Origin of the sequence: Leptospira neocaledonica (assembly GCF_002812205.1) — a bacterium.
GTDB lineage: Bacteria > Spirochaetota > Leptospiria > Leptospirales > Leptospiraceae > Leptospira_B > Leptospira_B neocaledonica.
In genome coordinates this window covers 411,472-425,651 of the sequence record NZ_NPEA01000004.1, presented here as the reverse complement: position 1 = coordinate 425,651, position 14,180 = coordinate 411,472, and the positions used below count along the sequence as shown (strand labels likewise).

Here is a 14,180-nt window from a genome sequence, read left to right as displayed (position 1 = left end):
TCGCTTTCTCCTAAAAAATCAGGAGGACTTCGGAAAATGCATAATCCCCCGTATGGCTGATGCTTAACCGAATCGAATTCGGCTTTATATTATTCAGATAAGTTTCAAAATTTCCGTAAAAACGAAAATAGGGACGACCATAATCATCATTTCGTATCTCTATCTCCGAATAGTTTACATTTAGATCAGGTTTTTGGAATAGACGATAGCCATCCAAGGCCTTGATCAATGCCTCTTTAGCCGCGTATCTTCCTGCAAAAAAACTTGCCCTCTGATTTTCAGGTTTAGTCTGTCCCTTTTTTCTTTCCCAATCGGTAAAAGTAATTTTGAAGAAGAAGGTGGCCTTATCCTGTAAACTTTCCTTGAACTCGGGAATATAAGTGAGATCCACTCCCACGGAAGCATAAGGACTAGTAACCGATTCGAAACTAGGAAGAGTATGTGATTCTAATTTCATTTTTTCTCTCCTTGTTTCGATCTATATCCCGCATTCATGAGTAGCCTGATCTCTTCTTCCTGGAAGTAAGACTTCGTATGTCTTTCATACATAGGTTTTCCTAAGCCCATTCTGATCTCATGATATCTGTTCCGATTGGCGATCTCTCTTTTTCTTCTCAACTTCAGATACGTTTCTCTTTGCTCGGTGGTGAGAGCCGCTAAGAAATAATCAGAATGAACGAAAAGACAAAGTGCTCCGACATGTCCGAATCCTAAAGTAGTCAACATTCCAGCTTTAATATTATGTTTACCGAATGGAATACTTTCGTCCGTAAAAGTAATGAACTGATAGTCGTTCATGTCAGGATCCACTTCTTCCAAGTTTCGATTTCCGGTTACAATACCTTCTTCCAAAGTTTGTAATATTCCGATTGTCTGCCAGGCGGCGGCTCCTCCTTTGGAATGTCCTGTAAGTGATTTTTGGGAAACTACCGGCAATAGATTTCCCGGAGTTCTTCCTAACTTAGATAATAAATTATACAAAAGTTTGTTTTCATTCTTATCGTTTGCTTTTGTGGAAGTATCGTGTTTATATGCGACGCCTATATCGTCTGCGGTAAGACCAAAAGGAGCTAACGCATTTCTCAGCGGAGATTTTTCTTTTTCGGATTCCGCACCCAGGGATAAAAGTCCTAATCCTGGAGCAGGAATGGATGCTTGGATTCCATCCGTTTTAGAGCCTGCATAAGCTAAAATTCCATAAACAGGAAGTCCTGCTTCGAGAGCAAGGTCCGCTCTTGCAAGTAGAATGACTCCTCCTCCTTGTGCTTCTACGAATCCACCTCTTCTGATATCGTTCGGACGGCACATTCCTTTCGGATCAATGCCTTGTTCCAACATTTCCACACTGCTAGCAGTCGCCTGCATGTCTCCGAATCCGACTAAACTTTCCATCGCGAAATCGTCGAATGCGCCGGCTAACATAAAGCCTGCTTTTCCCTCTTTGATCAAACTTGCAGCCATTTCTAAGGAAATTCCTGCGGTGGCGCAGGCGGCGACCGGAGTTTGGACAGGGCCATATCCGCCTACGTAAGAGGTGAGTGCCCAAGCAGTCGTAACGTTGATCAGCGATTCTTGTAACGCGTCATGCTGTCTTTCTTTTCCGAGCAAGAAGTCGTGGAACATTCTTTTGAGTTTGCCCATTCCTCCCATACCGGAACCGACTGTGGAGCCCACAAGCCCAGGATGTATGAATTCATACAATTCCATAGGTTCCATTCCGGAGCGTAAGAATGCTTCGCATGTGCAATAAAGATTATATACTGTGATCGGATCCACCTGAGCGGTTAGATCTTTGGTCAATCCGTATTTAGCCGGATCCCAACCTTTCGGGATCTGTCCTGCAACTTTTCTACTAAAGTCGGAAGCTTTTCTGGCCTTGATCGTACTTCCTTTTTTCCTTCTCACGAACCATTTGTCTTTTTCGGAATCATGATAGATCTCAGTTGCTTCCGGTTCTGCTTTCTTAAATTCTTCCGCTTCTTTCGAGTTGGAAACGGGAATGAAGAAGTCTTCCTCTAAAACTACATCTACAAAGGAGAATAATGAAGACGGATCGAAACCAACACAGTCCTTATCGATGATCCGGATTCCTGTATGAGTTAGGATCTTTTCTTCATATTTGGATTTGATTTCCCATTCCGCGACCGCTTCTCCTGTTTCGGAATCAGTCCAACTTCTTCCTTTATCTGCAGCCTGGTACTTGATAAAGCCCATCATCCAAGCGAGTTCGAGCGAGGCCTCTAAGGAAAGTGTTCCGGATTTTTCCAATTCCCATCGGGTCATGGAGCTACCTGCGGGTCCAAGTTCTGCAAAACCGACGACACAAATTGTTTGAGATAAATCTAATTCTTTTAAATATCCTATCTCATTCAGCTTTGCTTGGTTAGGGATAGAAGGATATTTATACACTTCTTTAGGTAAGAATTCTCTTCTATGAGTTTCATGTTTTTCTAATATAATTTTACTCTTAAGAGAGAAAGTTTCCTTTTTGATCTTTGCTTCGGAGAGAATGTCTCCACGGATCTTGCCCAAGATTTTTCCCAGGTCGGTTTGGGAATCTAGGCCGCCCGTGAAATTAGATTTAGTGATCTGTTCTGAAGAATGAAATACACAAGTTTGGATTAAATTTCCTAAAAGAAGTCCCATTTCTCTTCTGGAAAATGTTAATACTCCCGATCTTTCTTCCAATGCTTGGGCAACAAGATCGTTTGCCTCCATGAGACCTGTTCCTCTTACCCAGCCGATCACACAACCATGGATCCTTGTATGTTTTCCCCAATCGTCTTCTTCCGAATATTTTTTGCGGAATAAAGTCTCGAGACCTAATTTGGTTTCCGCATACATTCCATCTCTTCCGAAGATACCATGATTCGGTGAAAGAGGAAGAATTACATGAAGCGGAGAAGTTTCCGTCGGTGTATTCTTCACTCTTCCTAGAGTTCCGATCAATTTTTCCACGCCTAGCAGCATGACTCTCAAAGATGTTAAAGAAGAATCATCCAACTGTGATCCTGTATTTTCTTCTCCGACTGCGCCGAATGGAATTAGAACATCCGGTTCCCAATCTTTTTGGATCAACCATTCAGATAAAGAGCGTATATCTTCGAATGATCCTTGAGAGAATGGAACTAAAGAAAGAGAAGCTCCTTTTGCTCCGTATTTTTGGAATATTTTCTTATAAAACTTAACTTTTTCGGGAGAATAAGAAGTGGTCGTTAGAATAATATCCGCTCCACCTGCTAGTAGGACGAACACAGTCTCTAATGCGATAGAGTTCGGACCTCCACCTGTTACTAAAACTTTCAAACCGGAGAAAGAAATTCCTGCTTTGGAAGAACTCGAAATAGAATTTAGAATAGACTCTGTCTCTTTCTGATTCTTTGTCCAATTTCCTCCTTGGTCTTTACTCGTTTCGATAGAAATTTTACCATGGAAGAAGTCCTTCAGATTAGTAGAATATTCTGTTTCTTTAAAGTTTAAATTTCCTTCTTCCGATATCTCGAGTTTAGGGCGTAATACTGAGTTTTCCGCCTGGAAGGTCGGTTTTCTACTTGGATCCCACCCGGAAGATATCGATCTTAAATATTCTCTCTTAGATCCGATGTTTTTCTTTTCTTCCGGAAATTGCGCCTCGTCCTTCTCTAGAACTTTGTCCCAGTATTCTAAAATTTGGGAGAGTAGAGGACTTGCATGATTTGCAAAATACCTTTCATCTTCCTGATTGAAATGATTTGCAGTTCCGGTCCTGAGTCTGGTCAAACCTTGCAGAAGTTTTTTCTTTGCCCATTGCTCCGAGTTAGAAAAACGAACAATTTTCTTTTCTTCGAATAAGGAAGAAGGAGCGGCCTCTGCCTGGATTCTTTGTCTCGCCTCTTGCAGAATATTCAGGTCTTTTATTAGAAATTCTGCAAATGGATCTTCCCCTAAAAGCCTGGATTGGAAGTTCTTAATTGCTTTTCCGAAAATTCCTTCTGCCCCGAAGTACTTTCTTTCTAGTTCTTCCAAAGCGGCCGCATCTACTTTTGTTCCGGTGGCTGATCCTGAACTATTTGCAGAAAGTTTTCCGATCCGAATTCCTTTGGACTGAGCAAATATATCCACTGCTTTATCTAACCATTTGGATGCGTCTTTAGAATTTCCGATCCGAGAATTTAATGCAATCGAACTCAAAGCACCTTTGCGTAATGACTCTCCTTCTCTAACGTATAAAGGAAGAAAAATACTGATCGCAAAAATTCCTGAAGTGCTTAAACCTCTTTCTTCTTTCAGATATTTGAAGATTTCTGTTCTACCAAAATCAGGTGGAAAGAACTTCTTCAAAGTTTCTTCGAAAGATGTTCTGAGATAGGGTCCGGGTTGTGTGTATGCAGATTGTTCTTCTAAAGATTTTACGAGATCTTTTAACGATTTTTCATGAGCCCCATCTAAACTTGTGGTTTTGAATTCCGCTCCCAGATCTGCCATTACTTGATTTCGTTTGGAAGAATTTCCTCCAAATAGAGTATCTATATTTTCTTCTTCTGAAATTTCTTCAGGTCGTATTCCCGCTTTTAAAGAAAGTAATACGAATAATGCATCCTTTTTAGTGAGATTTACGGATGCTTCTTCTCCACCAAATTGTTGCGATTCTTGTATTATCTCTTGCACCTGTACGGGTGCAATCTTGACTTCTGTTTTCGCGATCGGAGCTTCCGCTGAGATAGGTTCCGAAATTTCTCTGAGTTTAGAAAATTCTGCAGTATCACAATCTTCTAATTCTGAGAATACCACATTTCGATTTTCTTCTATATGTAGAATTTCAAAAGAAGAAGGATCCGAAACCTCCCTTAAAGTTTGTCTTGCCATGCCTGCCAGATCTCCTCTGGCGCCTAGGTCGATCAATCTTCGGACTTTTAAATCCTGAAAGAATTGGTCCTGAGTTTTGATCCATTGCACTGGCATCGCAAATTGATATGCAAGTAATTCGATCAGTAGTATTCTTCTGAGTTCTTCGTTAGAAAGTTTCTGATCTTCTTTTAGGATTTTTTCTAAGATAGGACTTCCTGAAACTTCGCAAACGTACTTTATAAATTCCTTATCAACAGAGAATGGTTTCGCTACTAGGTTTGGAATATACCTACCGTCTAATTCTTCGAAACCGGATATCTGAGGGACATTCGCTTCCAAAGTTTTTCTGAATTCTGCGACTCCATTTACTAAAACTCTAGAATGGAAAGGTACATCTATTCCTTCTAAACGGATTGTGGTCTTTTTGCCTCTTACGATCTCTTTGAAACGGTTTTCCATTTCGGCAAGAGCCTTAAGATCACCGGTCACGGAATATTGTTTGTCTCTTATGTTTAAATTGACCACCTCCAAAGGAAGGTTGGTTTCTTCTTTAATCTGGGCGACAATATTCAGGATGGTTTCTTCGTCCAATCCTACATGACGATTTCCTAATACTACACTCATTCCGAAAGGACTTCTTCCTTCTTTATCTCTTGGGACGAGACTCTGCATGGTAAGTCCTCTTCCGTATACGATCCGGATTACATTCTCTAAACCTAAAAATCCTCGAGCGGATAGAGCGGAGAATTCTCCGAGAGAATGTCCTGCAAAGGGTGCCTCCTGATCTAAGAAGCCTCTTTCTTTTAGTATCTCCCAGTCCGCCATGGATTTGGTGACTAAAGCAACTTGAGTAAATTGAGTAAGATGTAGAACTCCCTTAGGGTGATTCCAAACTTTTTGCCCTACTTTCAAAGAGGTGGGATTCTCTTGTACAATTTTTAAAAGAGAGAAGCCTAACTCGTCTCTTGTAGTGTTCTCCGCTCTTTGCCAAACATTTTTAGCTTCGGGAAATTCATCTCGAAGTTTCATTCCCATTCCCTGGGATTGGGAACCTTGCCCAGTAAATACGTAGCCGGTCTTTTTAGGAGAAACGATTACTTTTGCGCTTAACTTTCTTTCCCCGTCTCTGTTTTGTAGGCTGATAGAAAGAATTTGAGATCCTTTCTTTTGAGAGACATGCAAAGCTTCTAAAAGTAGTTCTTCCCCCAAGTATACGGGAGCTTCAAAAGTTTCTTCAAAAGAAGATAATCTAGATGGATCTCCTTGGCCCAAATCCATTACGATTTGTTTAATTACTCTAGAAGAAGTCCATAAGCCATGAACTATTCTCTCTTTCCAGCCCGCATATTTTGCAAAATCAATATCGGTATGGATAGGATTTGTGTCCCCAGAAGCCGCAGAATATTCGCTCATATCGGAGGGAGCATAAAAAGTTTCGGATATCACCTTATAGGGCTTAGTAAGCGGAACTTCTTGATCTGCCTCCGCAAGATTGGAGAAGAATCTATCTAAGGATGTTGGAATTCCTACTCGGACTTTTTCTTCAAATTTGAATTTCCCCCATTCTCTAGAATGAGTACCTGAATCTTTTTCGATCTTACCTTCGACTGTGTGAAGTTCCTGGTTTACGTCCAAATATCGAACAATGCGGTTCGTAGATACGAATTTTAATTTATATCCAACTGAGCTTGTTTCTTGATCTTCTTTTTTGTGAATCCAAGGAATAGAATTTAGAAGATTAGATTCCGCTTCGGATTTGATCAGAATACTTTTTTCAAAAGGTAAGGAATCGAATTCTTCGAATTGAGAATGCACATCTCGAATCAAAAATCCGGTTTGGAAAGCACAGATTTTCTTTCCTTCTTTCGAAATTTCCCCCAGGATCTGGATCTCTTGTCCAGAACCTAGTTTGCGGACTTTAGCAAGTCTTGCTTTGGATCTTAGTTTGTCTCCCGGAACCAGATCATTTGCTTCTCTTTCCCATTGCAAATTTTGGGAGAAGTGTAAAAGCCTAAATAAATTCTTATTTTCTAATGTAAATAAAGGAGAGAGGAGTACCTTCCAAGCAAAAGCAGTACTCATTCCAAGAGGAGGATTCGGATCTGATTTTAAGTCTGTTCTTCTTAATTCTCCGATTGCTTTCCGGAAATTTAATATAGATTCCTTATCGATTATGATCTCGGATTCTAATTCATGGGAAACGTTCTTTGGAAAATTCAGATCAATTTTTTGATCCATTCCCCATGTTTTAAGATAAAGATCCAAACCGGATTTTTCTCTGAACGTATGATCTTCTTCTATAAATGTTCCTAAAGTTTTTCCTGCGGTAAATTTTCTTTGGAAAGGAATCCCTGATCCATCTTTAGGATCGTAAAAAAATATTTTTAACTCCGCAGAATCTTTTTCTGAAAGTTTTAATTCTACCTTTAATTTGTTTTCTTCCAATACTTGGATCAGTAATAATTCTTCCGAACCGCTTGTTTCCCATATAAATTTTCTGCCAATTCTTGGTTCAAAGAATAATTTTAGATCTGATGCAGTTTGTCCGATTTTGGGAGATTTTAATAGCGCATTTAGGAAACCCTTTCCTAATTCTGCTAAACGGACGATCCAATCATTCAGGTTTACATCAAGGTTTTCGAATATGGAGATCGAGTTGTTTACAATTTGGTCTTCCTGAAAGAAATTTAGAATATTCTTATCTTGGGAATCCGAATCGAATAAATTTTCCCAATGAATCTTTTTAGGTTTAGAATCCTCTAAATTTACTTTCAAAAAGTTTTGGAAGATCAAAGAAACTGGCTCGTTTGCCTCATGAATTCCTTTGATTGCTTTCGGTCCTGGGATCCAAGCACAGGAATCAGGTTCGATATCTACACAATGAGAATACCAAAGAGAATCGGAGCGGATCCATTTTACTAAATCCTCGTCGATAACTGGGATAAAGTTTACTGGTTTGCCCGGTCTTTTGCAAACATCAAAGAAGAATATAGTATCTTCCGGCATGATAAGAATTGTATCTGCGTTTTTATATCTAGTTTTCCATTCAGTCAGAAATGTGTTCGGATCAAAATCAGAGCCTATTTTTTCTAGTATAGAATTTTGATCTGTGAGTTCAGAGATACGAGCCTCGAATCTTTGCACTAATTCAATAAATCTGTTTCTGAAACTTTTATCTATAAAAGGATGATCCGGCCAATTGCCTTCGGGGGAAACCAGTCTTTGTCCAGGACAGGTTAACTCTAAATATCTAGAAAGAATTCGAGTATAACTCATTTCTTCTAGATCACCGATATACGGTTTTGAAGTAGAATTTATAAGAGAAACTAATTCTTTCTTTTTGGATTGAACTGCTTTTCTAGCTTCCTCTGTTTCTTTTCCTTTTGTAAGTTCTTCTGCAAAAGAAGAAAGTTTGGTCCAAGTATTTTCCGCGTAATAAATATCCGCGCCTAATCCCGATCTTCCAGAGATGACCCCGCCAGCATTCTTCCCTTCTTGGGTAGTTTTCCAATTTTCGGATCCGGAGATCTCTACCAGAGCTTGTTTAATTTTTTCTGATGTAGCACATTCTTTAGCTGCCATGAGTCTGGTGCCTAAGAATACCGCGTCAACCGGCATCGGATTTTTTCCCGCCCAGGTTCCGAATAACCAAGACTTTGAGTCTTGAGGTTCTGCGATTCCCCCTCCGACTGCTAAGATAATGTTCTTACAATCTCTAATCTCGCTGTACGTAGATCGGACTAATTCTCCCAGATCTTCCCAGCTGTGATGGCCTCCCGCGGCTCCACCTTCTATCTGCATTAGGATTTTTGAATTCGGTGTTTGTTTTGCGATAGAGATTACTTGTCGGATCTGTTTTTGGGTCCCAGGTTTAAAAGAATTCAGCCAGATCCCATGAGATTCAAAATCTTTTAATATTCGAATTGCTTCTTCCGTTTCCGGAATACCTGCTGATATGGTGACTCCTTCGATAGGAGCTCCTTCACTTTTGAGTTTTTTCACTAAGGGGACTTGTAGATTCCATAAATAGGCATCTAAGTATAGAAGATTAACAACTATACCGACTTCTGGAGGTAATTCTTTTCGAAATACTTCCATTCTTTTTCGGAATAGTTCCTCTGTTACCTGTCCTCCTCCGGCCCATTCTACCAAGTATCCTTCTTTTGCAGCAGCGATCACGATTGCCGGTTCAACAGTAGAAGGAGTCATACCTCCTCCAAAGATGGGAGCTCTTCCAGTCCAAACTGAATAATTGTTTTTTAAAAAAACTTTTCCATTCGGAAGTTCTACTGTTTCCGGTTGGAATTCTTTCCATGATTTAGGAAATTCTAAATTAATTTCTTTGGTGAATGATCTGTAAGATTCCGATTTGCTTAAGTTTCGAATAAGATAGGATTTACCTTTAAGGATCGGTGCGCATAATTTTTCCGCGTCTATTCCTGGTCCAAAGGAGATCAGTAGAACTTTACTTTCCTCTTTTTCTAAACTTCCCAGACAGATTTCCCAATCTAAGGTTTCCGCCACTGCCATCCTAGATAAGGCAAGTGCAATATCTGATTCAGTTCTGAGGTCTCTTCCGTCTCTTGTATCGTATAAAGGAATTCTTAGATCCGATTGTTTAGGATTGAATCCTATTCTTTTTACATCTTCTTCTAAAAGTACCGGGACTCTTCTCAATAGAGGACTATGAAATGGAGCAGAAATTTTGAGAAATGTCCAAGAATCTAGGTGAGGAAAATTATTGGACGAAAGGTAATTTCTGAACTCTAGTAAAGATTCAGGAGATCCACAGACGACTCTTGCTTTTGGTCCATTCTTTAATCCTAAGTATATTGTGTCTTCGGAGCTTCTATTTAAATTAAATTTTTCTAATTCTTTCGCTAATAGAGGGTCGTTTTCCGATTTTAAGGCCGCCATAGGAGAAGCGATCTCGTCCGGTTTTAGAAATCTTTTTGCAGAAACATCCAATTCTAAAAGTGGAAATTCTTCCTGGACTCGTATTCCTAAACTGATTAGGTTTCTAAGTATCAGAGATAAATTTTTTAAGAATGTAGTTTTGTCGGGAGAAGAAGATAACAGGAATCCTGCGTATACTCCTTGAGAATGACCGAATATACCTGAAATTTCGTTAAATAGAGTTTCCCAGTTAGATTCGTCTTGGACAACTCTGTATAAGGCGGAGGCTTGAGCTAAAAAGATAAGCGGGATACTGTAAGTGCAATTTTTTAAGATGGAATGATCCGGAGTCGATTCAGGTCGATCCAACCAATCCTTTAGATGAAAGCCGAAAGGTAATGAGCCTAGAAGCCTGTCTTTGTGGATTGTTTTACATTCTTCTTCTATAGAAGAGAATACAGTTTTCCAAAATTCCGAATGAGAATGGCCTTCTTCATAGAAAGATCGTAATTCAGGAATTGGATCTATTCCTTGTCCACCGAAGGTAGCGAATGTTTTAGCAGATTGATCGGAAAGATTTTTAAAGATAGGTGATACTTGTTCGGAAGATATAGCTCCGCTTGAATAATTCGTTTTCATATACTGACCCTTCCATTTTATTTTTCATTTGTTAAGATTTCATTTGAAATGGAAGAGTTTACGTTTTGATTTCAAGAAAAAATTTTTTTATACTTAATAAAATCAAAATCGTAATTATGAACACCTGTTTGATCTGCTGTAACAAATGCTATACATAACTATTTTCCTATTTTATAATATGAATGCATAAATATTATGCTGATGAACATTTGTTAGTTAAATAAGTTAGTTAACGATCGTTCGTTAATTGTGTTCGCTTATTATTGAATATTTTTTAACTTATGATAGCTCGAGGTTGAGTTAATGAACAATCGTTTACATTATATTAATAAAAAATAATATTATTTTGAGTATGGGAGATGGATTTATGGGAAGATTTTCATTTTACGGTGTTCTGCTCTTAATTTGCATATATATGATTTGGGCTTATTCTTTTTTAGGAAATTCTCCACAAGAGAAGGCAGTTGAGATAAGTTCTTACTCTTATGGAAAGGATTCAAATGGAGGAAATCTGATTGGAATAGAGCCTTTTATGACTCCCGGTGATTATTCGAATCGTAAAAGGTTCTTAGAAAAGACTGAATCTTATTTTATAAAAGCAAAAGAGGCCGGTTGGATCACTGATAAGACAATTTTCATTTTTCCTGAATACTATGGGACTTGGTTGGTAGTCTTAGGCGAAAAATCATCCTTATATACTTCTTCCAAACTACAATCCGGGATGATCTATTTTATCCTTCGAAATCCTTTTTCCTTTTTATATCATTTATTTACTTCTAAGGAGAATGACAAAGTTCAAGCAGCTATATTTAGGATCAAAGCTAATGAGATGCAGGCAATCTATGAGAGTACCTTCTCCACTCTTGCTCAAAAATACCGAGTGACCATATTAGCGGGTTCGATCGTTTTACCTTCTCCTTCCGTTCAGAATGGAAAGATTGTTTTAGGCCCTTCTTCTTTATTCAATACGAGTTTTGTGTTTGGAAAAGACGGCTCTATTTTGGGAGAACCGATTCGTAAAAAGTTTTTAACGGAAGAAGAAAAACCATTTTTAGATTCCAATCTGAAACCAGGAACAGTTATAGCTACTCCCGCAGGAAGAATGGGAGTTTTGGTTTGTGCGGACTCTTGGTATCCTGAGTCTTATTCGAATTTAAAGGAATCTGGCGCAGATTTTATTGCAGTTCCTTCTTATATCAATCGAGGAGAGACATCAGTTTGGGATCAGCCTTGGGCAGGTTATAATGGAGAAAAAAATCCTTCCGATGTCGATCTAAAGGATATTGGAAAGATAACAGAAGCACAAGCCTGGAGAAAATATGCGCTTGAAACGAGAGCCGCTAGATCCGGGTTTAAGAATGGGATCAATGTATTTCTACAAGGAAAACTTTGGGATCTGGAATCAGATGGCCAGGCTTTCATTGTACGGAATGGAAAACCGGAAATCGTTTCAGTTTCTAAGAATAATAAAAATAGAATATATAATCTTTGGTTTTAGGCTTTCAGTTTGCTTAGAAAATCTGAAAAGACCCCACTCGTAGGTAAAAGTATAACTTCTCCTCTTTTTAAAGGAACCTTAGGAACCATATACTCCACCCCTGCAAACCAAGGAAGGAAATATTTACTTACCGCCATTACTCCTGAAACATCGAAGCCGGTAGTGGCGATTACCTTAATTCCTTCGAATCCGTCTTGATAAATCCTGCGGATCATCCAAAGACCTGAGGTCTGGGTTTCCATCGTGATATCGGTGATAATGGCTTTAAGTTTATGTTTATTTGCAAGATAAAGATCCCAACCTTGGGATGCATCTATAGCGCGAAGAACTTCGCATCCATTTTCTTGGAGATAAGTTTTTAGATTATTCGCGTAACGATCATTGTCGTCGACTACAAGAACTAAAGGTTTCAAGGCAGCATCCCCGCTCCGGCGTATTGATTGTCTGTGAGTTTTCGATAAAGACCGTTTTTCTCCATTAGAGAATTATGATTTCCTTCTTCCACAATCCTTCCATTGTCCATAACAAGTATGCGTGGAATATCCTTGATGGTAGAAAGTCTATGAGCGATCACAAATGTAGTACGGTTCGCGAATAATCTACGGAAGGCGTCACTCACCAATCTTTCGGACTCTGCGTCTAACGCGGAAGTGGCTTCGTCCAAGATCATAATTTCAGGATCCCGCAATAAAGCCCTTGCGATCACAAGTCTTTGTCTTTGTCCGCCTGAAAGATTTAAACCTCTTACACCAAGAATACTATCGTATCCATTGTCCATTTGTTTGATGAAGTCATGAGCGTGAGCAAGCCTCGCAGCTCGGATCACATCCTTTCTGTTAGCTCCTGGTTTTCCATAAGCGATATTGTCCGCGACTTTTCCGTGAAATAGAAAGATGTCCTGGGTTACGATCCCGATTTTATTGCGAAGACCGGCAAGCGAAAGATCTTTGATATTTTGTCCGTCGAACTCGATCGATCCAACGCTCGGATCAAAGAACCTTGGGATCAAGTCCATCAATGTGGACTTTCCACAACCGCTTGCACCAACGATCGCAATTGTTTCTCCCACTTTCACGTTTAAGTTGATATCTTTTAATACTTCTGCGTTGGTTCCAGGGTAAGCGAAATTGATCCCTTTGAACTGGATGGAGTCCGTAACCTTATCAACTTTTATTTTTTCTTCTTCACTATGATCTTCCGTTTCCAGATCTATGATCTCGAAAATCCTTTTTCCTGCGATGCTTGCTTGGGAAATTTTTCCCACCATCTGAGATAACTGCGTTAATGGGCGGAGAAGAAAAAGAAGTGTAAGAAGGAATACCATAAACTGTCCCACTGTGAATGGGGAGCCCACATTTCCTGCGAGAATATACCTTGCACCTAACGCAAAAAATCCCAGAGCCACTAAAGAAGAAGTCAACTCCACTAAACTGGGGGCAATTTGTAGGTAATACTGTCCTTTAAAATTCCTACGATAAACGTTCTGGTTGATCTTTCGAAATTTTTCCTTCTCAAACTTCTCCGTATTAAAAACACGGATCACTTTAATTCCAGAAATCATCTCTTGCAGATTCGCGTTCAGGTCCGCCAGCTTCTCTTGAAATCTTTCCGTGGACCTAGTGATCTTTTTAGTGAACAAGGTCACAGGCAAAATAATCAAAGGTACGGTTCCGCACGCGATAAGTAGAAGTTCCGTATTCAAATAAAGTAATACTAGAAGGTGAGTAATCACATAGAAAAAGTTGATAGTAGCATCTCTGAAATTAGAAGAGATCACTGCTGCCACTACTTCTACATCATTGATGATCCTACTCATTAAAAGCCCTGTTTTTTCCTTAAAGAAAAAAGTAAGAGGGAGCATTTGGTTTTTCTCGAATAATTCCTGTCGTATATCCCGCACGGCCCAATAGCCTGCGGTAGCTAGGCAATACACAGAAGCAAGATATGTGAGCAGTTTAAGTCCGTACAAAGGAAGTATTAAGAGACAAACCGCCCAAACCACTTCCTTTGGCTCCATATACTTAGTGCGTCCGTTAGACCATCTTTTAACGTCGATTAGGACTTTTTTCGCTCTTTCCACAGGATTTAAACGGATCTCTAAGTTGGATTCTTCTTTTGTGATGATCTCTTGTTCTGCTTCCGTAAATTCGAATTGAAAGCGAGTGTTCGGATCCGCAGCCATAGTATCGAAAAGAGGAATGATCGAGGTTAAGGAGACTGCGTTTAAGACGGCAGTTAGAAGAGCGAATGCAATACCTAATGAAAATCTGTACTTATAACGTACTGAATAACTCATTAAGCGGAAAAAAATTTTCATTTG

At 39.4% G+C, this 14,180-nt stretch carries 5 protein-coding genes; 1 reads left to right on the top strand and 4 read right to left on the bottom strand.

The annotated features are described in order from the left end of the window. Positions 1-10: 10 nt before the first annotated feature. On the bottom strand, positions 11-457 hold the full coding sequence (locus CH365_RS09090) for a holo-ACP synthase (protein WP_100768243.1): 447 nt from the start codon (positions 455-457) through the stop codon (positions 11-13). Beyond that, on the bottom strand, positions 454-10,362 hold the full coding sequence (locus CH365_RS09085; protein ID WP_100768242.1) for a type I polyketide synthase: 9,909 nt from the start codon (positions 10,360-10,362) through the stop codon (positions 454-456). The genes CH365_RS09090 and CH365_RS09085 overlap by 4 nt, the downstream gene beginning before the upstream one ends. A 367-nt stretch (positions 10,363-10,729) precedes the next feature. On the opposite strand from CH365_RS09085, the gene CH365_RS09080 reads away from it, so the two are divergent. Beyond that, a complete protein-coding gene (locus tag CH365_RS09080) occupies positions 10,730-11,860 on the top strand; it encodes a nitrilase-related carbon-nitrogen hydrolase (protein WP_100768296.1) in 1,131 nt (376 codons plus the stop codon). Here CH365_RS09080 and CH365_RS09075 read toward each other — a convergent pair. Together CH365_RS09075 and CH365_RS09070 are read right to left on the bottom strand one after the other, a co-directional pair. After that, positions 11,857-12,273, bottom strand: coding sequence for a response regulator (locus tag CH365_RS09075; RefSeq protein ID WP_100768241.1), 417 nt, complete (start codon positions 12,271-12,273; stop codon positions 11,857-11,859). The genes CH365_RS09080 and CH365_RS09075 overlap by 4 nt on opposite strands. After that, positions 12,270-14,177: an ABC transporter ATP-binding protein gene (locus tag CH365_RS09070; protein WP_100768240.1), complete on the bottom strand. Its 1,908-nt coding sequence runs from the start codon at positions 14,175-14,177 to the stop codon at positions 12,270-12,272. The genes CH365_RS09075 and CH365_RS09070 overlap by 4 nt, the downstream gene beginning before the upstream one ends. Between the last annotated feature and the right edge of the window lie 3 nt (positions 14,178-14,180).

Coding starts and splice junctions, on each gene's coding strand:
- CH365_RS09090 (WP_100768243.1), bottom strand. CDS start 457: ATGAAATTAGAATCACATACTCTTCCTAGTTTCGAATCGGTTACTAGT.
- CH365_RS09085 (WP_100768242.1), bottom strand. CDS start 10,362: ATGAAAACGAATTATTCAAGCGGAGCTATATCTTCCGAACAAGTATCA.
- CH365_RS09080 (WP_100768296.1), top strand. CDS start 10,730: ATGGGAAGATTTTCATTTTACGGTGTTCTGCTCTTAATTTGCATATAT.
- CH365_RS09070 (WP_100768240.1), bottom strand. CDS start 14,177: ATGAAAATTTTTTTCCGCTTAATGAGTTATTCAGTACGTTATAAGTAC.